This is a genomic window from Bacillus sp. FSL K6-1284, from assembly GCF_038002625.1.
Taxonomy (GTDB): Bacteria; Bacillota; Bacilli; order Bacillales; family Bacillaceae; genus Bacillus; species Bacillus paralicheniformis.
The window spans coordinates 341,316-364,625 of the sequence record NZ_JBBOCW010000001.1 but is presented as its reverse complement, the minus strand read 5'-3'; the positions used below and the strand labels follow the sequence as shown (position 1 = coordinate 364,625).

Annotated in this window: 24 protein-coding genes; 7 read left to right on the top strand and 17 right to left on the bottom strand. The window is 46.3% G+C overall.

The genetic code is table 11. The features are described 5' to 3' along the window. Nucleotides 1-27 precede the first annotated feature (27 nt). The gene (locus tag MHB72_RS01935; protein WP_020450073.1) at nt 28-987 is read right to left on the bottom strand and encodes an L-lactate dehydrogenase; all 960 of its coding nucleotides are present in this window, start codon (nt 985-987) and stop codon (nt 28-30) included. A 450-nt stretch (nt 988-1,437) separates the two neighbouring features. Here MHB72_RS01935 and MHB72_RS01930 point away from each other — a divergent pair, with 450 nt between their 5' ends. Further along, nucleotides 1,438-2,643, top strand: a complete 1,206-nt coding sequence (locus MHB72_RS01930) for a nitrate/nitrite transporter (protein ID WP_023857806.1) — start codon at nt 1,438-1,440, stop codon at nt 2,641-2,643. Between the two features lie 88 nt (nt 2,644-2,731). Here MHB72_RS01930 and MHB72_RS01925 read toward each other — a convergent pair whose 3' ends face one another. From MHB72_RS01925 to MHB72_RS01880, 10 genes are all read right to left on the bottom strand, one after another. Further along, nucleotides 2,732-2,902 (bottom strand): hypothetical protein, encoded by a 171-nt coding sequence (locus tag MHB72_RS01925; protein WP_020450071.1) that lies wholly within the window; start codon nt 2,900-2,902, stop codon nt 2,732-2,734. Between the two features lie 64 nt (nt 2,903-2,966). Beyond that, nucleotides 2,967-3,668, bottom strand: coding sequence for a cytochrome c biogenesis CcdA family protein (locus MHB72_RS01920; RefSeq protein ID WP_026580495.1), 702 nt, complete (start codon nt 3,666-3,668; stop codon nt 2,967-2,969). A 151-nt stretch (nt 3,669-3,819) separates the two neighbouring features. Next, the gene (locus tag MHB72_RS01915; protein ID WP_020450069.1) at nt 3,820-4,914 is read right to left on the bottom strand and encodes a toxic anion resistance protein; all 1,095 of its coding nucleotides are present in this window, start codon (nt 4,912-4,914) and stop codon (nt 3,820-3,822) included. 16 nt (nt 4,915-4,930) lie between these two features. Then, on the bottom strand, nt 4,931-6,535 hold the full coding sequence (locus MHB72_RS01910; RefSeq protein WP_216921551.1) for a YceG family protein: 1,605 nt from the start codon (nt 6,533-6,535) through the stop codon (nt 4,931-4,933). A gap of 5 nt (nt 6,536-6,540) precedes the next feature. Then, nucleotides 6,541-6,762, bottom strand: coding sequence for a helix-turn-helix domain-containing protein (locus MHB72_RS01905; RefSeq protein WP_003178729.1), 222 nt, complete (start codon nt 6,760-6,762; stop codon nt 6,541-6,543). Between the two features lie 150 nt (nt 6,763-6,912). After that, nucleotides 6,913-8,094: an HpcH/HpaI aldolase/citrate lyase family protein gene (locus MHB72_RS01900; protein WP_195536994.1), complete on the bottom strand. Its 1,182-nt coding sequence runs from the start codon at nt 8,092-8,094 to the stop codon at nt 6,913-6,915. A gap of 92 nt (nt 8,095-8,186) precedes the next feature. After that, nucleotides 8,187-8,960: a TerC family protein gene (locus MHB72_RS01895; RefSeq protein ID WP_020450066.1), complete on the bottom strand. Its 774-nt coding sequence runs from the start codon at nt 8,958-8,960 to the stop codon at nt 8,187-8,189. A gap of 65 nt (nt 8,961-9,025) precedes the next feature. After that, complete coding sequence (locus MHB72_RS01890) at nt 9,026-9,604, bottom strand: TerD family protein (RefSeq protein WP_020450065.1); 579 nt, start codon at nt 9,602-9,604, stop codon at nt 9,026-9,028. A 79-nt stretch (nt 9,605-9,683) separates the two neighbouring features. Further along, entirely contained in the window at nt 9,684-10,265 is a 582-nt protein-coding gene (locus MHB72_RS01885) for a TerD family protein (protein WP_020450064.1), read from the bottom strand. Between the two features lie 27 nt (nt 10,266-10,292). Further along, entirely contained in the window at nt 10,293-10,895 is a 603-nt protein-coding gene (locus MHB72_RS01880; RefSeq protein WP_216921554.1) for a TerD family protein, read from the bottom strand. A gap of 315 nt (nt 10,896-11,210) precedes the next feature. On the opposite strand from MHB72_RS01880, the gene MHB72_RS01875 reads away from it, so the two are divergent. Next, complete coding sequence (locus tag MHB72_RS01875; RefSeq protein ID WP_025810795.1) at nt 11,211-11,774, top strand: PadR family transcriptional regulator; 564 nt, start codon at nt 11,211-11,213, stop codon at nt 11,772-11,774. Then, nucleotides 11,767-12,255: a DUF4188 domain-containing protein gene (locus tag MHB72_RS01870; RefSeq protein ID WP_023857802.1), complete on the top strand. Its 489-nt coding sequence runs from the start codon at nt 11,767-11,769 to the stop codon at nt 12,253-12,255. Before MHB72_RS01875 ends, MHB72_RS01870 begins: the two co-directional genes overlap by 8 nt. A 44-nt stretch (nt 12,256-12,299) precedes the next feature. On the opposite strand, the gene MHB72_RS01865 is transcribed toward MHB72_RS01870, so the two are convergent. Then, on the bottom strand, nt 12,300-14,195 hold the full coding sequence (locus MHB72_RS01865; RefSeq protein WP_195536993.1) for a DUF2207 domain-containing protein: 1,896 nt from the start codon (nt 14,193-14,195) through the stop codon (nt 12,300-12,302). A gap of 113 nt (nt 14,196-14,308) precedes the next feature. Next, a complete protein-coding gene (locus MHB72_RS01860) occupies nt 14,309-14,896 on the bottom strand; it encodes a TetR/AcrR family transcriptional regulator (protein WP_023857800.1) in 588 nt (195 codons plus the stop codon). Between the two features lie 148 nt (nt 14,897-15,044). On the opposite strand from MHB72_RS01860, the gene MHB72_RS01855 reads away from it, so the two are divergent. Further along, nucleotides 15,045-15,932 (top strand): ABC transporter ATP-binding protein, encoded by an 888-nt coding sequence (locus tag MHB72_RS01855; RefSeq protein WP_023857799.1) that lies wholly within the window; start codon nt 15,045-15,047, stop codon nt 15,930-15,932. After that, entirely contained in the window at nt 15,929-16,741 is an 813-nt protein-coding gene (locus MHB72_RS01850; RefSeq protein WP_023857798.1) for an ABC transporter permease subunit, read from the top strand. Before MHB72_RS01855 ends, MHB72_RS01850 begins: the two co-directional genes overlap by 4 nt. Before the next feature lie 51 nt (nt 16,742-16,792). Here MHB72_RS01850 and MHB72_RS01845 read toward each other — a convergent pair whose 3' ends face one another. Then, nucleotides 16,793-18,139, bottom strand: a complete 1,347-nt coding sequence (locus MHB72_RS01845; protein ID WP_026580490.1) for a C40 family peptidase — start codon at nt 18,137-18,139, stop codon at nt 16,793-16,795. Nucleotides 18,140-18,436: 297 nt separating this feature from the next. Between MHB72_RS01845 and MHB72_RS01840 the strand changes: the two genes are divergently transcribed. Continuing rightward, nucleotides 18,437-19,429 (top strand): LLM class flavin-dependent oxidoreductase, encoded by a 993-nt coding sequence (locus MHB72_RS01840; RefSeq protein ID WP_254122269.1) that lies wholly within the window; start codon nt 18,437-18,439, stop codon nt 19,427-19,429. Nucleotides 19,430-19,475: 46 nt separating this feature from the next. Here the strand turns inward: MHB72_RS01840 and MHB72_RS01835 are convergent, their stop codons facing one another. Beyond that, the gene (locus tag MHB72_RS01835) at nt 19,476-19,904 is read right to left on the bottom strand and encodes a cell wall hydrolase (RefSeq protein WP_023857795.1); all 429 of its coding nucleotides are present in this window, start codon (nt 19,902-19,904) and stop codon (nt 19,476-19,478) included. A gap of 154 nt (nt 19,905-20,058) precedes the next feature. On the opposite strand from MHB72_RS01835, the gene MHB72_RS01830 reads away from it, so the two are divergent. Then, on the top strand, nt 20,059-20,910 hold the full coding sequence (locus tag MHB72_RS01830) for a sulfurtransferase (RefSeq protein WP_033155084.1): 852 nt from the start codon (nt 20,059-20,061) through the stop codon (nt 20,908-20,910). 53 nt (nt 20,911-20,963) lie between these two features. On the opposite strand, the gene MHB72_RS01825 is transcribed toward MHB72_RS01830, so the two are convergent. Next, nucleotides 20,964-22,361, bottom strand: a complete 1,398-nt coding sequence (locus MHB72_RS01825; protein WP_216921557.1) for a YcdB/YcdC domain-containing protein — start codon at nt 22,359-22,361, stop codon at nt 20,964-20,966. Nucleotides 22,362-22,447: 86 nt separating this feature from the next. Then, on the bottom strand, nt 22,448-23,278 hold the full coding sequence (locus MHB72_RS01820) for a DUF1835 domain-containing protein (protein ID WP_216921559.1): 831 nt from the start codon (nt 23,276-23,278) through the stop codon (nt 22,448-22,450). Nucleotides 23,279-23,310 lie beyond the last annotated feature (32 nt).

Below are 23,310 nucleotides of genomic sequence, written 5' to 3'. Positions count from 1 at the left end.
TGATGTTAGTATCTTCATGATGTTCAGTTATGCCTGCAGTTCAAAATGCGGTTTTAAAATTGCTTTTAACACACCTGCGCTATGCTTGAATTGCTGTTTTTCCTTTTCATTCAGGTCGAGCTCAACAATTTCCCTCGCTCCGCATCGGCCGACAACCGCCGGAACTCCGATATAAACATCATTTTCCCCAAATTCGCCTTCAAGATGTGCGCTCACGGTTAAAATCGCTTCTTCATTGCGGTAAATCGCTTTCGTGATACGCGCGAGGCTCATGGCAACTCCGTAGTATGTCGCACCTTTTTTCTCGATAATGTGGTAAGCGGCGTTTTTGACATTGTCAAACAGTTCATCAAGATCTTCTGCTTTGTATTTCTCATTTCTTTTCAGCAAGTCGCTGACGGGAACTCCGCCAATATTCGCGTGGCTCCAGACAGGCAGCTCCGTATCTCCATGTTCACCAATGATGTAGCCGTGCGCATTGTGGGCAGCGACACCGAAATACTCGCTGAGCAAGTAACGGAAACGGGCTGTATCAAGTGTTGTACCGCTTCCGATCACGCGTTCTTTCGGAAGTCCGCTGAATTTCCAAGTCGCGTAAGTCAAGATGTCGACCGGGTTTGTAGCGACAAGGAAGATGCCGTCAAAACCGCTGGCCATGACTTCTCCGATAATTCCTTTGAAAATTCTCAGGTTTTTTTCGACAAGATCCAGACGGGTTTCCCCCGGCTTTTGGTTTGCTCCGGCGCATACGCAGACAATGTCGGCGTCTTTGCAGTCCTCATATGTGCCGTACCATGTTTTCACAGGATGTGGGGCAAATGCTTTACCGTGGTTTAAATCCATGACATCGCCCATTGCTTTGTCTTTATTTAAATCAATGATCACAAGTTCGTCTGTGATACCTTGGTTAATTAACGTAAATGCATAACTGCTTCCAACAAAACCCGCACCGATCAAAACTGTACGGTTTACTTTTTGGTTTCTCATGACTCATCATTCCTTTGCCGTTTGTTTTAAAATCTAAGCTGTTTGTGAAACTCTTCACATTCATATTGTGCAATACTTCACATACTTTTTCAAGTGATATACATTTTTATTTATGTCTATTTTGTGTCTCTACATACTTCTTCCTTAAATTTGTACATTTTTTGGTAAAAATATGCCTTACAGCTAAAGAAAAATTGGTAAACGTGCTGCAAAAGACTGCTTTATCTGCAAGTGCATCAGGCCCATTCCAATCTAAGTTTCCCCTTTTCAACAGTCATAACACCTCAAATCTTCAGCAACATTCAATCATCGCCGGGTATAATGCCGTCCAAATTAACATTTTAAATATTCAATCTTTTAGTTTGTTAGTAAAGCTGACAAAAATACTGCCAACCCTATTCTATTTTGTCATGATAAATTCTAGAATCTATCGGATGGGGAGTGTTGCAATTGAAATTGGCGGATTTGAGGAAGAGCGGACACGCGCCTTCCTTGTTGTCATCTTTTTTATATTTCGATGTCAGCTTTATGATTTGGGTGTTGCTGGGGGCGCTTGGTGTTTATATTACGGCTGATTTTGATTTATCTCCATCACAGGTCGGATTGATTGTCGCCATACCTACTTTGGCCGGATCGTTTTTCCGGATTGTGCTCGGCATTTTAACCGACCGTTTCGGACCGAAAAAAACGGCTATTGGCGGAATGCTGGTGACGATGATTCCGCTGATATGGGGGTGGCAGTTCGGTTCATCGGTCGCCGAGCTGTATATCATCGGAATTTTACTCGGTGTGGCAGGCGCAAGCTTTTCCGCATCCCTGCCAATGGCGAGCCGCTGGTATCCGCCGCACTTGCAAGGCCTTGCCATGGGGATCGCCGGAGCGGGAAACAGCGGAACACTGCTCGCTACACTATTCGGCCCTCGCCTGGCGGAGCAAGTGGGCTGGAACGGCGTCATGGGATTGGCGCTGATTCCTCTGATACTCGTGTTATTCAGCTATTTCCTTATGGCAAAAGAACCTCCGAATCAGCCGGCGCCTAAACCGCTCAAAGACTATTTTGCTGTTTTCAAAGAAAGGGACACTTGGTATTTTTGCCTTCTCTACAGCGTAACATTCGGAGGTTTTGTCGGCTTGTCCAACTTTTTAAGCTACTTTTTTGCATCCCAGTATGCCGTTCCGGCGGTAAGGGCCGGCGAATTTGTCACGCTCGTCGTTGCATCAGGAAGCTGCCTCCGCCCTGTCGGCGGGTTGATTGCCGATAAAATCGGCGGCGTGCGTCTGCTGCAATTCCTCTTTATCGGGGTGGCTCTGTGCATGTTCTCAGTCAGTATGCTCCCATCTCTTGGCGTTGTCACAGCCGCATTATTTATCGGCATGGGCTGCCTCGGGATGGGGAACGGCGCGATATTCCAGCTTGTACCGCAGCGATTTCAGCAAGAGATCGGGATGGTGACGGGAGTCGTGGGCGCTGCGGGGGGAATCGGCGGATTCTTCCTCCCGAATATTCTCGGAACGCTGAAGCAAATCACGGGTACGTATTCAAGCGGATTCCTCACCTTTACCGTTATCGCATTTTTGGCACTCGGACTGCTTTTGCTTGCTCAGGCCGGATGGAAAAAACAGTGGAAAACCGAGGAGAAATCAATTCGAATATAAAGGGAGCCGCTCGATTCTTTTCGGGCGGTTTTCTATTCCTGCCAGGACCGTGACGATTGGATGCTCGTGTGAATAGAAGCAGCGTATATCACCCTGATCCTCCCGATTGTTGAAATGAAGATTCAAGCACTTTTTTCGCGAATTCCAGCATCCCGCTATCGAGCGGGTAAAGCCCGTTTGGCTCTTCAGATTTGCGAACCTTCCAAAATCGATTGGCTAAATCCTCATGTCCCTTAAATGAGTGATCAAACAAGCACATGATATCCTCCGCGATTTTGCTGTTTTTCACAATCTTACTCGCATAATGCGGCGCGGGAAGCTTTTCAAAAGAGATTCGTCAAATTCGAATACCAGATATTCATCCATATCATGTTGTCCGTATAAAGCAGGATGCCGATGACGATCATCAGCGCACCGCCGATTTTCATGAGCATATTCGAATATTTCATAAGCGGCCTGATGTTTCCGATAAAAAACGCCATGAGCAAAAAAGGAATGGCAAAACCTAGAGAATATGCGGTGATCATCATGAATGCGCTCCCAAAATCAGGGTTCTGAAAATTTGCATATGCGATCGTTCCGAATATAGGCCCGATGCACGGCGTCCAGCCCGCCGCAAAAACCATTCCGACAAGCATTGAATTCAACAAGCCTATTTTCCCTCTTCTAAACGAAAGGCGCCGCTCCTTCATCATGAAAGCCGGCCGGAAAACGCCGAGGAGGAACAGGCCCATGACGACGACAAATATTCCACCCAGCATGCGGATCAAGTTATGGTATTGCAAAAACAGCAGGCCAAACGAGCTGGCGGAGAAACCCAATATGTAAAAAATTACAGAAAAGCCGACCAAAAAAGCAGCCGCGTGAATCATCACCGATTGTTTGATGCGCTTTGCATCTCGGTCTTTCAAATCGCTGACCGAAATCCCGGTGATGTAGGAAATAAATGATGGATACAAAGGCAGGCAGCACGGAGAAATAAACGACAGGAAACCGCCGCCGAATGCCAGCCATAAAGCGGCCATATACTTCCATCCCCTTCATGTTTATATATTTTTTACCATGCGATTCTCTTTCTCTAGCATAACATAAAAAACCGCCTATCATGGCGGTGATTTTTTGTATATTTGAAGCCGTCGCCAGATCATCCGGCGGACGGCTTCTTCACTATCCTTTTTAACCGTTTAAAGCGGCTTTTTTCATATTGTCCTGAAGTTCCAATATGCGTTTGGCCCCTTCTTCGCGCAGGCGTTTGTTCTCATCTTCAATCTGCTTCGTCTCCTGCATGCCTTTGACAATCGTATTCCAAGACTGTTCGATCGTTTCAATATCGATGCTCGGCCTTCCGGACATTCTCGCGATTTCAACGGACTGGCTCGAAATATTTTCCGCGTTTCGCTTCAGCATTTCGTTGGTGCGGCGGTCGAGTTCGCTCATTGAATCGGCGACAAGCTTTTGGCGCTTGGCGGTCACCGCCTGGATGATGCCGTTTTTGAAAATCGGAATCGTAATGATGAATGCCGAGTTGATTTTTCCGATCAGCTTTGTGTTTCCGCGCTGGAGCAGACGGATTTGCGGCGCGGTTTGAATCGCAACCATCCGCGCCATATCGAGATCATACACCCGTTCTTCCAGCGCTTGAATACCATTTCGAAGCGTATCAAGCTCCATCTGTGCCATTTGGTTACCGCTGGCCGCTTTCGCTTCATATTCAGGGATGAGCTGCTGCAATTCTTCTATTTTCATCTGGCCGGCTACGACGTATTTCTCCAGCTCCACATAGTAATTGAGGTTGCTTTCATACATTTCATCAAGCGTCACGGTCGATTTTGTCATTTCATCTTTATATTTCGAAATTTCGACGTTGATTTTTTCGATTTCACCGCCGAGCGTTTGATATTTTTTAAATATTTTCTCGATCATGCTGTTGCCGCGCTTAAATAACTTGGAAAGCAGGCCTTTCTGTTCTTCAAAGTCATTCTTGTCAAAGCGGTCCATGATTTTACCGAGCTGCGTCAACATCGCACCTGAATCTGTCACACTGTTTGTTCTCATCATAGAGAGAATACGGTCTGAGAACTTGGATATTTCAAGAGCGGGCTCTTTTCCGAATTCTAAAAGCTCCACTTGGTTTTTTACGTCAATTTGCCGTGTCAGAGCTTGCACATCGGGCTCCCGGCGGAGTTTGGCACGGATGTCTTCCGCTTTTTCAATCGTGATCTCTTCCTCTTTGCTGATATTGACGATGCTTGTTTCATTTGGATTTGCCATCAGAGTGGCTCCCTCCTTAAAAGATTTTATTGATGAACTTCCGGACGATTGACGGCTCTTTAAATTCCTGGTTGAAGGACATGTCATCAAGCCAATGGGTATCGAAATGCTGTCCATCGATATAGCGGTCAATACACTTATAGCCCGGCGGATTATAGATGATGATATCGATGCCGATTTCATTTAACAAAAGCAAGGCGGCCGCGTCTGAACGGGTGAGTGTTCCCGTCTGTTCAGTGTGGTACAAGATCAGCTTCGGCACTGTCTGTGAATAGTCAAATGTCTGAATCATATTCAAAAGCGCTGCCGGAAGCTGTACCGCCTGGGTAAACAAATACAGCTGCACATCGGCTGATTTTTCATTGTTCAAGGCCAGCATCTTCGGGCTTTTGCACAGCCTGGAAACCGCTTGGGCAATGCCGCGCTGCACTCCCTCAGGCAAATGCTTGTAGCGCCATATATTGCTCTCCATTAATCGGCCCGGATCGATCGCCCCCGTTTGATCAAGCGCATGGCTGTAATGGAATTGATAATTGGACGTCTCTTCCTTTGTAAACGGGAAGCGCCGGATCGTATGCGACTCCTTATACTCCGTCAGCGTCTGCAGACGGTCCCAATACTCTTTTTCATTGCTGGAGACGCCCATGACCATCGCGAATAAGTTCGGAATGTTGACCGTTGATTGAGACGCTTGAAAATCGGGTCTGATAAAGGCGCGTTCCTTCGCAATTAAAAACAGTTCATCATACGTGGTCTTCAAAGTCACGGAGACCGGGGTATGCTCCCTGAACTGCCAAGGTTTGTACATGAGCGAATCCTCATTGTGCAGAACAGTATCCAGCTCCTTCGCGGAACGGTACGCCACCGTTGATTTTCGCTGAGGCTTTTCAGTCGGGAACGGCTCTAATGCAGACGTGCCCGGGTATGTGAAAACAAAAGAAAGCTTTTGCTCAGGATCAAGCTGGCGAAATTCGTCTTTTCCCTCCGGATGAAACAGCAGCACATCACATCCGACAAGCATCAAATAGTATAAAAAATACCGTTGGCTCTTTGTGGTGTCCCCATACCAAACCACTTTCGGCATCGCATTTTCGCAGTCGGCTTCTTTCAGCCACTTCTCCAAATGATTGCCCATCCATTTGACAAGGTCGAGGAGGACCCGGCGAAACTCCGGATCGTTCAATCCTTTTTCATGAAAGGACTGAAACATCTGCAGCACTTCGATAAGCGCCTTCCTTAAATGGCGGTGTATCGCGGCGTCAGGGTGCTTAGGAATGAGCTGCTCCCCGTCGAGAAAAGCGGCAAACCGATTGACGGAAAGCCCTTTTTCTCTCTGATTGACCATATGGATGCGCTGTATGGCCTGAAACCTTTCCGGAGAAATGGTCTTATCAAGCGTCTCGCTTAACACATGCACATCACCGGACTCATACAGCTCATGGAGATATATGTAGTAATCCGTTTCATCGTGCGGCGTTCCGAGAATCCGTCCCGCCAGACGGCTTATCATCAGATGTCCGTTTTTTTCATACGGGGTTCTCTCCGGCAGCGGCTTCTTGATGATCTGCTTCCATTCATCATCATTGACCAGGGCGTTTTGAATATTAATCTCTTGATTCATAGCGCTCAGCCGTCTCCCCTTTCTTCTGAGTCAGTGTCACTTTTCCGTCCAAATACGGCACACATGCCCGCTCTTGTTACGGCATAGGTTGTCCCGAACTTTCGGATTGTTCCTGCAGGAAAATCATGCGCTCTCTTTCGGAGCGTAGACGAATCAATCCCCCACTCTTCACAAGCCTGCTGGGAACTGAGAATCTCGCTGCTCGTGAGATCGACTATTTTCATCATGGCTGTTCATCCTAAACATTCATTTGTTTTCTCCTGAGAATATTCACAATATATGATTGCCGTCTACGGCTCTTATTTTTGAGACCGGAGAGATGGTGCGGCATTTATACAGCAAAGGCGCTTTGCCCATTTCTCAACACCCGGCCCGGCCTAACTTCCGAACGATCCAAGATTTGAAAGCGGTTTGGACGCTCTAAGTATGTCTGTATAGCTGCGGTTTTCATGATATACACCGTAGATTTCAGCCTTTAATAATATTTTTTTGGCCCAGCTGAGGTACGGCTTGATTTCGATCATTTTATTTGAAAAAGAGCTTTTCACAACGCCTCGGGTGCCGTCGGCACTTTCGACGATGCTCAGGGCATCCAGATAATCTTCCATTGATATAACGTGCAGGCTTTGGACCGCTTTTATTTGTGACGGATGAATCACGCTCTTGCCGTGAATGCCGTTGGCCAGATCAAGAAGCGTTTCATTGATCAATCCGTCTATATACCGATTGACCACAAGCGAAGATTCCCCCGCATCAGCCCAATTCGGCCCAAAAGTCTGAACTGTTCGCGAAGCATCTTCAAAGTACTCCCAGACAGGCCCCGAAATCACAAATTGCAAGCCGAAATAATTGACGATATCTTTGATGAAATCAGAGATGACCAAAACGTCATAAATCGGCGTTTCCGGTTTTCTTCTTATCCCATACAGACCGCACAAATCAGTCGCGCCAATCCTAATATTCAGAACGATATCTTGATAAAAGCCCAGCGTTGATTTTAATTCTTGAAGCGCCTTTGCCCTCGTTTCCATTGCCAGCAGGTCGGGTGTCTCAAAGATCGGCATTCCGTACAGCACAATGCCGGATTCTTGCGACAATTTCGTTAAAGTATCAAGATAGTGCTCCGCATTCAGCATCGAAAACTTCGGAAATACGAATCCGGTAAACAAGTGAAGCGCGCGGCCGAGCTTGTTGCCCAATTCGAGCATTTGCTCAGGTTCCCGCACCCGGATAAACATCAGCGGCAGCACATCGCCGCTGATGTTCTGCAGTTTTTGCGCCTGGTAAATCATGTCGGCCTGACTGACAAGATTGTTTTCAGCCTGGAGAACCTCACAATCGCCGATCGAATCTTCAAGGCAAAAAACGACCGAGCACAGCTCAGGATACTTGTTATTGATCATGACATCTGCTATATCTTTTCGGTTCCCCGGAACATAAAGCGCAGCTCCAAGCGCATGCTCCAGAATGTGCTTCGGAGAGTCTTTAGTAACCGAACCCGGCAGTTTGAAAAAGACATCTTCTTTTTGAGAGGCGGATAAAAAATCAAAGTATTGCATATGGGTCACCTTCTTTGAATAAGAATCATACACCCCTTTGATGTAAAAAAGGGCGGAGCAGATATACTCCCCCCTTTATGTTTTGCAGTTTGTTATTCTTCCTTTGACGCCGCCGTTTGCTCTTTCACAGCTTTTTGCTTGTTCATATAGTGAATGATGAATGTCACGGCAAAAGCGATAATCAGAATGATAAAGAAGACGCTGTGCGGCATTTCAATATGCCATACACTCGCAGCCATTTTCAGTGCGATGATCCCGATTAAAACAAAGGCCGTTGCTTCAAGTTCAGGCACTTTGTCAATCAGCGTCAGGAAGAATTTCGCAACGGTTCTCATCATTAAGATGCCGAGCATGCCGCCGATCAGAAGCACCCATACCTTTTCAGATACGGCAAATGCCGCCAGGATGCTGTCCACCGAAAATGCGAGGTCCATGAGTTCTACCGAAATGACAGTCGCCCAGAAGACCCCGAAAACGCGTACCATCCAGCTGTCTTTTTTGATGGCGTTTGATTCATCATCGCCCTCACCGATGAAGAAGTGCTTGATGACGAGCCATGCCAGATATGCGGCTCCGAGCAGTTTGATCCACCAGAATTTAATCAGGATCATACCAAGTCCAATGAATAGAAACCTAAAGAAGTAGGCTCCGATTAAACCGTACGTCAACGCTTTTTTGCGCTGTTTTTCCGGTAGGTGCTTTACCATGACGGCGAGAACGAGAGCGTTATCCGCCGATAAAAGCCCTTCCAGCACGACCAGCGAGCCGATCAGCCCCCAGGAAACGGGGTCCGTTAATACTTCCACCCACATTTCCCAATCGAAAAATGAGGCGTAAACTGACATAATATGATGAAATAAATCCACTTTGGTTACCTCCTAATGATGAAAAAGCAAGACTGAACCACGCAAACGTGATTCAGCCGGCAAAACTAGACTTGCAGGCCGTAGTTGCGGCAAAGCGATGCCAATCCGCCGGAAAATCCGCTGCCGATCGCATTGAATTTCCAATCGGCTCCGTGACGGTACAATTCGCAAACAACAACCGCTGTCTCAATCGAAAAATCCTCTCCCAAGTCAAAGCGAAGCAGCTCCTCATTTGTTGATTCATCAACGAGCCGGACAAACGCATTTGAGACTTGTCCAAAGTTTTGGCTGCGGCTTTCCGCCTCGTGAATCGTCACCGTGATGCCGATCTTTTCAACATGGTCGGGTATTTTTGAGAAATCGACGATGATTTGCTCGTCATCGCCTTCACCTTCTCCTGTCCGGTTGTCACCCGTATGAATCACGGCGCCGCTCGGATGCTCGAGGTTGTTGTAAAAGACGAAGTCGCGTTCATTGATGCAACGATCGTTCTGATCGACAAGAAAAGCCGACGCATCCAAATCAAAATCGGCGCCGCCAGTATATTTGTTTGTATCCCAGCCTAAACCGATCAGCGCTTTCGTCAAACCGGGGTTCGTTTTCGTTAAATCGATCCTTTGCCCTTTAGATAATTGAATCGCCATCGATAGGACCTCCTTTAAGAAATGTCAGGCACCGGACAAACGGACGCCAGGGCGGCGACTGCTGTCCGGATCGTCAAAATCAGCCGACCTGCAGGCCGAAATCGGTGGCGATCCTCGCCAGCCCGCCTTGATAGCCTGAGCCGATCGCTGAGAATTTCCATTCTTCTCCGTGACGGTACAGCTCTCCCGTGATCAGCGCTGTTTCAATCGAGAAATCTTCACCCAGATCATAGCGGATTAACTCTTCATTCGAGTCTTCATTGATCACGCGAACATAAGCATTTGACACCTGTCCAAAGTTTTGGCGGCGCGCTTCCGCTTCATGAATCGTAATCACAAAAGAAATCTTTTGAATGTCGGCAGGCACTGCATTCAAATTGATTTTTACCTGCTCATCGTCTCCTTCGCCTTCACCTGTTCGATTATCGCCTGTATGTATGACAGCTCCGCCTGCGCCTTCGGTCTGATTATAGAAAATAAAGTCCTTTTCAGAAGCGCATTTGCCTTCTGCATTGAGCAGAAACACGCTCGCATCCAGGTCAAAATCAGCGCCGCCGTCATATTGATTGACGTCCCAGCCAAGGCCCACGACGACTTTCGACAATCCGGGATTTGTTTTTGTTAAATCGATCTTTTGTCCTTTCGCTAATGAAATTGCCATGTTATCTCCCCATTTCTTTTATGAATTTCAGGCGTAGCGTTTGACGATTTCCGTAATGCTCGTATCGTTTGTGCCTTCTCCGACAGCGGTGAATTTCCACTCGTCGCCGTCACGGTAAATCTCGCCCGCGATCAGGCTTGTCCGTCCAGAATAATCGTCCCGCAGATTGTATTTGACCATCTCCACGCGATCGTTCATATTGACGATGCGTATGAAGGCATTTTCAATCATTCCGAAATGCTGGCTTCGTTTCACGCAATCGTATATATTCACGACAAAGACAAGCTTATGAATATGCGAAGGAACTTTTTGCAAATCTACGATGATTTGTTCATCATCTCCGCTGCCTTCCCCTGTCAGATTATCTCCGGTATGTTCGATGCTGCCGCATCTGCTCTTCAAGTTTCCGAAATAAATGACGTTCTTGTTCTCTGTGACTCTTCCGTTTTCCAGCATCAGCACGGATGCGTCACAGTCAATATTCGGGGCTCCTCCTCCAAACAGCTTTCCAAAAAAACCGCCGCTTCCGGATGCTACCGGGTCCCAGCCGAGACCGACCAAAATCTTCGAAAGCCCCGCTTTCCCTTTTGTTAAATCAATCCGCTGACCTTTCTCTAAAGAAATAGCCAAACTGTTCACTCCTCCGTTGAATCATGACTTTCAAGATCACAGTGCTGGATGAGAATAAGAGTTTGATAGATCCAATTATCACGCCAGCGTGATTCATATCTTCACAACTACAAGACCAATGAATCATTATTTAACCTGCTTAACTATATATACGGAAAGATTCAGGGGAAAGTTTCGCGGTTTTTCAATATTTTTTTATCATCTTTTCATCCTGGCCAAAAGAGAGACGACAATAGTAGCGATTGCACGAAGTCATCGTGTTTGGTATAGTATATCTAAAAGATATATATCAAAAAGATACAGAAGGCGGTATGTATGACAAAAAGAAATCACACGACTTACGCTCTCCTTGGATTGATTACGGCCGGCTACCAGACGGGTTACGAAATGAAACGAATGATCGACCAAAGTTTGAATCATTTTTGGAAAATCAGCTACGGCCAAATTTATCCCGCGCTGCGCCAATTAACAGAAGCAGGCTGGGTCGCTGCATCTCCGACGCTCTCGGACAAAAAGCCGGACAGAAAAGAGTACCTGATTACCGATGAAGGTCAAAAAGCGCTGCATAGCTGGCTTGAAGAACCGATCAATGGCATCGCCTCAGAAAAAAACGAATTTTTGCTGAAGCTGTTTTTCAGCAAGGAAGAAGAGCGGGAGAAAACCGCTTTGAAAGTCAAGGAGTACCAACGAAAGCTTGAAGAACGGCTTGAGGCATATCAAGCAATCGAGCAGTCAATTCTTTCATGCAGCTCCCATTCAAAGGACAGAGAGTACTGGCTTTTCACTTTGGATTATGGAAAACGCACCACCTCGGCCGGAATTGAATGGTGTGAAGCCACAATCAACCGGCTGAATGGAAAGGAAGGGACCAATGGGTAAAACGATCATCAACAAGCCTTTTACTGCCGCCCCTGAAGATGAAGTCGTTGTATTTGTGATCGGGATGAGAATAAACAAGTGGCATGCTGTTCATAAATGGTGGCCGGTTTTTACCGCCATGGCCCCTATGATAAAAGAGCTTCATCAAAACAAAGACCTCGGCTTTCTGGCAACGGAATCATCCATCAATTTCAGGACGATTTTTCTCATTCAATATTGGCGTTCTTTCGAAGATTTGACAGCATATGCAAAGGCTGATAAACATATGGCGGCTTGGCGCCGTTTTTATCAGAAAACTGCCGCATCAGGAGCCGTTGGCATCTATCATGAAACGTATACAGTTCCAAAAGGGCGCTATGAGGCTTTTTACCATAACATGCCGTTGTTCGGCTTGGCAAAAGCGTACGGACATCAACCTGTCACCAGCAGAATCAAAACCGCTGAGCAGCGAATGCGGGGATCAGATATAGCGGGGAAATAAGCAGAAAGGAGCCTTATCGGTTACCCGATAGGCCCCTTTTCTGCTTAAAAAGCTCCTGCCCCGTCGCCTCCGCCCGCTCCGGGACCGCCCGCATCATATGCCCCGGCGTGCTCCTGCGAAGACGGCAGCTGCCAGCTGTAAAACGGATAATGCAAACAGCCTGCTGCGGCCATACCCAGGACAGGGGAAGCGTAATCAAGCCTGCTTGCTGATTGATTAAACCATCCTGCAGATTCATCCTCAACTTCAAGCACAATTGCATAGATCATCGTCTTTTCGTTTTGAGACAGGCTTCTCCCTGAAAACAAATCTTCTTTTCTCAGATGGTTTCTCCAAGAAAGAATCGATCTTCGGCAGATGGAAGCGTACCTGCTCTCTTTTACGGCCGGAATGAAGGCAATCAATAAGATAGACAGCCCGACGCATATGCCGTAATACAAAATGGTATGGATGCTGTCGATAAACACAGATGCTAAAAACAAGCCGGCCAAAAACAAAATCGTATACAGCTTTGATTTTGCAAGAACAATGCCCGCCGACAGTGCAAAGCCAAATATGACGCAAGCCGCCATGAATCCGGCCTGATGCACCACGTCTGCATACAGGATAAAGAGCAGGAGTCCGGTATGGACCGAAAGCAGTGAAAGCGACAGCATTCTCAGCCAGCGGTTTTCTTGAAACAGCTCCTTGAATTCAGGCGCTTGTCTGACACTTTCCGTCCATTTTTGAACCACGTTTTGAAGAATGATCCTCTTTCGTTCATATTTGCCCAGCTGTTCCTTATGCTTGCATTCTTCCTCAGTCGGCCCGCTGAGGGAATCCAGCCTGAACATATAGGTATCGCTGCCCGTTTGCTCAAAAAGTTTTTCAATTAAGAGCTGATCAGGCTTTGGCAAATCCGCCTTGCTCCCGGAAAATTCGAATTGGTATGTGTCATCAGGCGCCTCAGGATCGTCAAGAAACCTTTCTTCCGCCTGTACCTTCCGCATAGTGACCAATCCCCGTTGATAAAGCGAAAGCATGCCGGCCAGGAGATCACGGTCTGTGAAACGGCCTTTTTTGTAAAGAAAAGCGACAAGTACAGGATCTAAGGACTCGAGTTCTGCAAACGAAAGCATGGCACGGCGTCTCTTCTTCAAAAACGAAAGCATGACAGCCATGATGACCATGAACCCGACAATCCCCGAAAATATCCAAATCATCCTGTCTGCGCCGGCAATCCGTTCATCCCGATCGGCGTAGCGTTTCGCCTCGTCTTTCTCCTCCTTCAGCAGCTCATCCTTTGTCTGATAAGAAGGGTGCCGGACCGCCTCTTTCAAGGCGCTCTGCGGAAAATATATCCTCAGTTCCGAGCCCGTGCCTGCGCGATAGAGTCCTGTCTCGTAGATGACTGATGAATCGTTCACCTTCGTAATCTTTCCGTTTCCTTTTTCACGCAAAAACGCATGAATATCACGTGCCTTTACCGAATTAGGCAGATGCACTTCAATCTTTACCCGGCCGAAATCCGTATTTGCCTTTTGGTAAAATGAATGAATCAAAATCGACGTGTCTTCAAACTTTTGGGCGGCATCTTCGATCACATAGCGAAACATCACTTTTTTTGTTTCATCCTTTGATGCCGAATAAGCATAATAAGTCCCGTCTTCTTTCTTTGTCTTCAACGGGATGGCTTGATCGCCTTTTTTTTGATGATTGGGAAGCAGATAGGCTTTAAAATTCTTCAAGCGGCTCGCGGTTTCTTCGCTGAACGATCTTGTCGCCCCTTCGAAAGAGCCTTTAAAATCGTATGTGTAAACTTCCTCTACGCTTAAATTACCGTTTTCTTTTACTGTCGCGCGTATATCAGCCCGCTCGATCGAAAAGGATTTGCCTGCTTCAGAAAAGCCTGTGACGAGAAAAAAGGCAATGAACATAAAAAAGAAAAAGGAGTGCTTCATCGTTTAGTAAATCCTTTCGTTTTTTGTATCTGCCTTATATACGGAAAAGCAAGGAAATTGTTTCAGCGGTTCACAGAAATGACAGAGATGACAATTTTATTATAAAAGCACATCTACGGTCTGCCGCACAAGCCATAAAAGAAAATATGCATCATTTCCTCTGTAAACTGTCTGTTTTTTTCAAAGGCTTCACCCAGAGTTTTTGAATGTTCAATGATCATATTCATAAAGATGAGAAAGCTTTCCGCGGTGATCTTGGGAGAGATTTCGCCTGACCGATGACCTTTTTCAATCATTTGGAGCATAAGGGGAATGATTTTTTCATCGTATTGCCGCTTTACATAATCCATTATTTCACTGTCTTCGATCATCACCTCTTTGACGACCGTTAGAGCAAATTTTTGATTATTGGCTTCCCTTTTCTGCAAAATCATCAATTCGATCTTTTCTTTAACGGAAATATCTTTGTTCATATATTCTTCAAAATCGCTGATGGACTGATCGATATAGTCTTTGAAAACCTCTTTCAGGAGCGCTTCTTTGCTTCCAAAGTAATTATAGATCGTCACCTGCGAAACATTTGCCGCTTTTGCGATATCGGTTATCCGGATGCGCTTTGGCTCCCATGTTTTGAGCATATCCAAAGCCGTCTTTTTGATTTTCTCTTTAATCAGCAAAGCCCTTTTTTCAAATCCGTTCATATAACCATCCTTACATATCTTTCTTAATGAAATTATAACATAAAAATATTTCACTAATTCCGTTGACAAAAAAGTTCATAAGAACGTAAAATTAGTTTTGTAATTATTTATCACTATTATTTCATAATTTTCATTTTGGAGGTGTCACATGCTGACAGTTGAACGTCTTACGAAAAAGTTTTCCAATGGCAAAGGTATATTTGATGTTTCATTTCATGTTCAAAAAGGTGAAGTGTTTGGATTTTTAGGTCCAAACGGAGCCGGAAAATCAACAACCATTCGACATATCATGGGGTTTATGAAGCCTGATCAAGGCGATATCAAAGTAAACGGAATGAACGTCCGGAATCATCAAGGCGACATTCAGCGGCATATCGGCTATCTTCCCGGAGAGATTGCATTTATCGAAGGAATGACGGGAAAACAATTTCTCGATTTCATGGCAAACATGCACGGTTTAAAAGATACAGCTAAGCGCAATGAACTCATCGAACGGCTCCAATTCGATGTTCATACGCCGATCAGAAAAATGTCGAAAGGAATGAAGCAAAAAGTCGGGATTGTCGCTGCCTTTATGCACAGCCCTGAAGTCATCATTCTTGATGAACCGACCTCAGGCCTCGATCCGCTGATGCAAAAAGTGTTTATTGAAATCGTGCTCGAAGAAAAAGCGAGAGGAACGACGTTTTTAATGTCTTCCCACAGCTTTCCTGAAATCGAACGAACCTGTGACAGAGCCGCCATTATAAAAGACGGCATCATCATTGCCGTCAAAGATATCCATGAACTGCAGTCGATGCAGCGAAAGGTATTCGAAGTTACATTTGAAAACAAGGGCGACATTCCCGCCTTCATGAATTCGGGTCTGCAAATCGAATCCCGGACGGACAATCGTGTCAAAGTGGCCGTTTTAGGGAACCATGATCAATTTATTAAAGAAACCGCCAAATATCACATTCGGCACATTGATTCTTCTTCACAAAGCCTGGAAGAGATTTTCATGAACTACTATGACAGAAAGGGGACAGTGAAATGAACTTCTCCCTGTACAAACAAATGATGAGAACAAACATGAAAGGAATCATAAGCTACGGGGCAGGCTCCGCTTTCTATATTCTTTTGATACTGGGCATTTATCCAAGCATCGCGGGCAATGCGGAGGATATTGAGAAAATGATCAAATCGATGCCGGAAGGCTTTCTCAATGCTTTTGGGTTTGAAAACGGACTGGGGAATCTTGAAGATTTTATGTCTGGAGAGTATTACGGTTTAATCTTTATCGTGATTTTGTCGATCTTCTCTGTCATGCTGTCGACTAAGCTTTTGGCAAAGCTCGTGGATCAAGGGTCAATGGCCTATATTCTGTCTGCGCCGACAACGCGCGGCAAAGTGGCTTTCACCCAAGCAGCCGTTTTAACGACAGGTCTTTTGATCATTATGGCCGTGACGACAGCGGCCGGGCTGGCTGGCTACCATTTGATGCTGGGCGGTGATTACGATTTTAATGTGTCAAGGTTTCTCGTTCTGAACTTGCTCGGCTTTCTGCTCTTCTTTGCCGTCGGCGGCATCTCGTTCCTCTTTTCGGCCATTTCAAATGACGAAAAAAGAGCCCTCGGACTTTCCGGAGGCATCACGTTTTTATTCTTCAGCTTCGACTTGCTCGGCAAACTAAGCGAAAAGACGGAATGGATGAGGAGCCTGTCGGTTTTCTCTTTATTCAGACCTGGCGATATTGTAAACGGGAGCGCCGATATCGCTCAAGTGTCTCTTGTTCTTGCCGCGGTCGGTTTTGCCGCCTTCGCACTCAGCATTCTCATCTTTAAAAAGCGCGACTTGCCGCTGTAATATAAAAACGCCGCTCCCGATCAGGAACGGCGTTTGTTTCTGTATGATATTTTATTCAACGACCCGTCTGACAACTCCGCTGAAATGCGCTTTCCAATACGGGTTGCTCATAGAATCGACGGATACCCCGCGTGAGCTGTTATCGTTCAAGAATGTGCCATTGCCAAGATAAATACCCACGTGGCCGTTCGTTTTGTATGTGTCAAAGAAGACCAAGTCTCCACGCTTCATTTCAGACGCGCTCACAGCTCGTCCTTTGCCGACAAGCGTGCTTGTTGTCGCACCGAAGCCAAGCTCTACGCCTGCTGATGCATAAGCCCAGCGCACGAATGATGAGCAGTCGAAACGACGGTTGTCGATATCAGCTTGAGAACGTCCGCCTCCCCATACGTACGGAGATCTGCCGACGATGCTTGAACCTGTGCTGATGGCAGCTTCAATCGCGTTTCCATTGCTGCTGACAACAGAACCGGAAGAGTAGTTTCTTGACGGGCTGCTGCTTTTCTTGCTGCTTGAAGAACCGCTGTTGGACGATCCGTTGGATTTGCTGACTGAACCTGAATTTGATCCTGAGTCTGATTTTTCAGCCGTAGCAGATTCTTCTTTCGCTTTTGCTGCTGCAGCCGCTGCAGCTCTTTCTTCTTTAAGTTTTTGTTCAAGAGCGGCTTCTTCTTTTGTCAGTGAGCCCGCTTCTTTTTTCAGATCGCTCAGCTCTGATTCTGCTGCCGCCTGTTTCGTTTGCAGCTGCTTAGAAAGGTTCGCCTGTTCTTTCAGCTGTTTATCAAGATCCGATTTAAGCGTTTTTAAATCGGCTAAAGTTTTTTGGATTTCATCCAGTTTTGTATTTAAGTCAGACATTGCTTTTTCAAGCTTGTTTTTATCTTTTTCCTGCTCGTCAAGCAGGTCTTTATCCGCGTCAACAATTGTTGAAACAGCCGTTGCACGAGTGATAAAATCTCCGAAGCTTTGTGCGCCCAGAAGGACATTCAGATAGTTTTGGGATCCGCCGTTTTCCTGCAGGCTGCGCACGCGATTTTTAATCACTTTTGAACGCTCTTCAATCCGCTTTTCAGTTTCTTTGATTTCTTTTTTCAGAGCTTCCACTTCTTTTTTGGTTTTTTTGTTTTCTTTTTCTTTGTCTTCGATTTTGTTGCTTGTTTCAAGTGCTTTTTTATCAAGCTCTTGGATTTTGGCTTCAAGCTTTTTCTGCTCGTCTTGCAGCTTGGCGATTTCTTTCCGCTTGCCCTCGATGCCTGAATTCACTTCAGAACGCTTTTGCTGAATTTCTTGTTTTTGCTGAGAGGTTTCTGCCGATGCCGTGTTGTTCATAAAGGGGGTAAATAGACTAGCTGTTCCGAGAATCGACGCTAAACCAAAAGTATAAACCTTTTTTTTCACTTTCTACTCCTCTTTCCTTTATGTATTCTTGTTTTTTCATTATGTAAATTCGCTTGAACATTATTAAAAAATGAATCTTATGACCTATGATTAATATATCCGTTACCGATGTACAGACGTTATTATACCATCTATTTTCGACAATAGGCGTCAATTTATATTACATTTATATTTCGTTTTTGTTTCAGCAGTGTCATGTTTTGACTCATCTTGTTTTAACTCTCGTATTCTCTTCGATTTGACCCTTCCTGCTGTTTTTCATATGCTTGTCTTACTGAAAAGGAAGGCCGGTGACAAATGATGCAGCTCAGTGTTCTTGACCAGGTTCCAATATCAAAAGGCTCAGATGCGTATTCAGCCTTGAAGCATTCTGCAGAGCTGGCGGAGCTCGCGGATCAATGGGGGTACAAAAGGTATTGGTTTGCCGAGCATCACAGCACACGCGGACTTGCCAGTACCGCTCCCGAAATCATGATCGCACACATTGCGGCAAAAACTGCAAACATTCGCGTCGGTTCGGGCGGTGTTCTGCTTCCTCAATACAGTCCCTTTAAAGTGGCTGAAAGCTTTCGGCAGCTTGAAGCCCTTTATCCCGGGAGGATTGACCTGGGGATCGGCCGCTCTCCGGGAGGCACAGCCAAAACGAGGCTGGCGCTGACAGACGGGGTTCATAAAAGCCTGGACGAATTCCCGAGACAGCTTCAAGACTTGTTGGGCTTTTTGACTGATTCCGTCCCTTCCGGACACGATTATTTCGGAATCAAAGCGGCCCCTTTGACGGATTCGCCGCCGGAGGTGTGGCTTTTAGGGCTTGGAGAAAACAGCGCGAAATTGGCCGGTGACATGGGAGGGGGATACGTATTCGGACATTTCATCAATTCCGCAAGAGGGAGGAACGCCTTTCAATTATATCGGGAAAGCTTTCGGCCTTCTCCTTTCTTTAAGCGCCCCCAATCTTTGGGCGCCGTTTTCGTCGTTTGTGCGGAATCCGATGAAAAAGCTGAAGAGCTTTGCTTGAGCCAGGATTTATGGCTTCTAAGAGTTGAAAAAGGATTGGACAGTCTTGTCCCAAGCATTGAGGAGGCAAAATCTTCCGCTTACACCGCTGCCGATAAAAAAAAGCTTGCCCACAACCGCAGCCGTATGGTGATCGGGTCTCCTCGAACGGTCAAAAGAAAACTGCTCGAGCTCACTGACCGGTATCAAACAGATGAGTTTATGGTTTTGACGAACGTTTACCGGTTTGAAGATAAGAAGCAGTCTTACGAAAGACTTGCAGAGTTATTTTGACCAAAAAACATCCCTTTTCAAAATCCGTTGAAAAGGGATGTTTTTATTAAAACGTATTATAGACATTCTCACACTCTTCCGCTGTCGGCTCATAAAAACAATGCGCTTTAAAGCGGCCGACATGCGGCTGATTATACCACTGTGCGGGACACGCCCCTGCCGGTCTGAAATACCACAAACTGAACTTTGCCGGCCAGAGCCGCTCTCCGTTGATCGCCCTGCGCGCCAAGCGCCTTTCGCTTTCCCGTGCCCTTTGATAGAAATAACCGTGCGTCACGGCTTCAAACGCATGCGGCTGATGGATCATCTGCGGAATGGTGCGAAGTCCCACAAAGTCGGAACAGTTTGCCCTGATGCGGTTGATTCCGACATTTCCGACCATCAGCATTCCTTGCACGCCTTCGCCTTCAGCCTCCGCTCTCAAAAGTCTGGCCAAAAGATTGATATCTTTAGAAGAAGCCTTAACTACTGCCATATTAGTCACCCCCATGATGTCGTCACCTTTATCATATTCTGTTTCATTTAGGTGATGACGATTTCGGGATTTATCTTTGACATTCCCCTTGAAAGAAAGCTATTCTTCTATTATCAGAACCCGAGAAAAAACAAAGGGGAGCGGAGGGATCGGATTGTCAGTATTGAAAAGCCCTGAATGGGTATACAAACGATTAAGGGAAAATCCGGACCAAACGGTTATTGTCGATGTGAGGTTTCATTTGACAAAACCGGACGAAGGCCGGAAAACGTATACGAAAAGCCATGTGCCGAGAGCCGTTTACATTGATTTAAAAGAGGATCTGTCGCGTAATGCGGAAGTGCACGGCGGCAGACATCCGCTTCAAGACCCTGACCGTCTGGCCGCAAAGCTTGGGAAAATCGGCATTGACCGGGAAACAGATGTCATTGTTTATGATGACAGCGGCGGCATGTTTGCAGCGCGCTTTTGGTGGCAGCTTCACTACCTCGGGCATGACAGCGTCTATATTATGGATGGGGGGCTGTCCAACTGGATCAAATCGGGCTATGCGATGACCGCCGAGGTTCCCCGTCCTATCCAGCGCGAGTTTAAGCCGGCGCTCAGAGAAAACGAACTCCTTGATGCCGGAGACGTGCTGAAGCGAATCGGCAGAAAAAGCTCCATCCTGATTGATGCGCGTGATCCTTCCCGATACACAGGGGAAAACGAGCCACTCGATCACCGGGCCGGCCATATTCCCGGAGCCAAAAACTTTTTTTGGAAAGGCAATCTGACCGAAAGCGGATTATGGAAAAGCAAAGAACAACTCAGACAGCACTATGCTGTTTTAGACCCGGACAGTGAAATTGTCGTCTATTGCGGATCGGGCGTATCAGCCTGCCCAAATGTGCTCGGCCTGAAAGAAGCCGGATTTGAAAATGTGAAGCTGTATGCCGGCAGCTGGAGCGATTGGATCAGCTACCCCGACCATCCGATCTCCACTGGGACAGAGGACGACACCTGATCTTACAAGAGACGGCGGCCGGGGGCCTTTGTGCCTTAGCCAGCCGCCGTTTATTACATGTTTTTGCTCATAAACGCCTTTCCGTCATGGGCATCGATAAAGTACGGGTAGACCGGCCGGTAAATAAGCCTGTAGAAGTCATCCTTTTCCCGACTGTAATCCCTTTCCCATTGCAGCTTCACATCAAATGCCGCTGCAAAAACCGCTTTCGCTTCTTCCTCTGAAATAGATGGCGAAGGACTCAGATCGGCCAGCGCTTCCGGCTCGATTTCCGGACCGTTATAACCGACGACCCTGCCGGTTGTCCGACTGATACTGATATTGGCAGAGCCAAGCCTTAACGGCACCTCTTTGTATTGAAGATCAAATTGAAAAAAAGCGTTTTGCCTGTCCCCGTCATTTTCCGCCGGATGCATTCGAAAAAGCTGATCTGCGCCGGGATAAAGCTTGTACAAAAATTGCAGCGCCCGTTTCAAGCAGTCTTCCACGCTCAAGGAAAGGTGTCCTTCTGATTTGATGAAAGAAGCTACCCCTTTGAGCTTCCCTGACTTTTTATCTTTCATGATTTTCAACGTATTTTTGTTCCATGTTTCGAAGTAGCCGGCTATACTCCGGTCTCTTGGCTCAGGATCGTTTCCTAGGCGCCATACCGTTCCAATTGACTCTCCCATATCGGTTTCACGGATTTTCCGCATCGAAGGAGTATAGCCGATCATGTCATCGATATCAGCATGACGGTCAGCCTCAGGCAGCAAAGGGAGCGGCAATGTTTTCTCCTCTTCCTCTTCATCCGCCGCAGGCTTCATATGGCATTTTTCCGTGATATCGGCAGGATAGCTGAAAAACGGTAAGTCTGCTTCGTAAATGAGATGCGGGCGATCATCTCCCCCTTCATAAAGCTCACTGCGGACTTTTTCGACCGCCAATTCGAATTGAATATGTTTAAGATAATCGGCTGTCACCGATTCCTTATCAGCGATCTGCTTTGGAATGGAGAAAGAGCTTGTTCCACCGTTATAGCGAAACTCCATCACCTCTCCGTTCTTGGCGACCTTGACGTAAAAGCCTGTTTGCGGCAGCGGAAGATCAAGGACAGTCTGAACATAAGTAAAACGGACGAATTGTTCTGTTTCCTTCTTTTCATGGTAAACAAATTCATGAAACGCACTCGGGTAATGCTGTTCTGTAAACTGAAGGGCGATTTTCAGCAGCCTTTCCTCTGGAAGAGATTCCTCGACCGCCGGTTCATACTCTTTTGTCAAACTGATTAAGCGGCCGTGATGATCTAACTCTACCGATATGTCCTGATCCGGCTCTTCAATATCCTGCCAGACGAAAAAAACCGGCCTCTCTTTTTCGTCCTTTTCTCCGTAATCTTCGATCATGAGCTGATAATGTGAGGGAACCTTACTGATGGACTGCGCTTTTTGTTTTAACTGTTCACGAACCAAATCCTGTCTACCTCTCTTTCATTTTCGTCTCCTTATGTATACGAAATATACCATTAATCGTTTCATGAAAATTGAGATAATTGGATTTAAATGGTGAACTTAAATGGCGATTTTAACCTTATGCTAAAATATCTCATTCCTTTTGGTACGCCTTCCATCTCAAAAATGCCTTTGCGGATCAGCTCTAAAATGCGGTACTCGATGAATTCATCTCCGATGTTCTCCTTCAGATGGCCAATGACTTCGCCGATCAGGCGGGGACAGTTGATAAAGGTATTGGTTGAACGGTTTTTTTGAAGCTGTGCGAGCTTGCCGATGATGAACGAATCATAAAAGTCTTCTTTCACGCTTTTAATTCTGCCGTCTTCCCATACTCGCAACACGCTTGTCTGCTGAGACAGCGCTGTCCATTCCTCCGCAAGGCCCCGTCTTTCAGCGGCTGTCAAAGCCGACTGATCCCCTTGTTCATAAATGAATCTCAGTTTTTCATCATTCAACTCACCAGAACTTCGGGTATAGGGAAAGTACTTCGACGTATTCAGATGGAAAACAGCCAGGTTCATTTGCCGAAGGATATGATGTACAAATCTCAGGCCCGTTTGTTCGTGTGCATGATCGCCCGTCCACATAAAGACGGAGGCTTGCTCCTGAATACGGCTTAATGCAGAAACCGCATCTTCAAAACGGCTGTATATCTCTCCAAGCTCGTGAAATCGGTCATTGAGATATGTTTTCAACCATTCATAACGATTGACCCTGCCTTCTTTGACTTCCAGCTTTTGAAGCGGCCCGATGGAAAATAATTCAGGAAGGACGATCAGACTCTTTTCCTGGGTTCCTCCCGAATGTTTGAGCATCATGTTGATACTGCCGCCGGCAGATTCGCCGAAGGCAATGTGAACGACATTGTTTTGCATTATAATCTCCTTGTTAGTTAAGTTGTAATAGC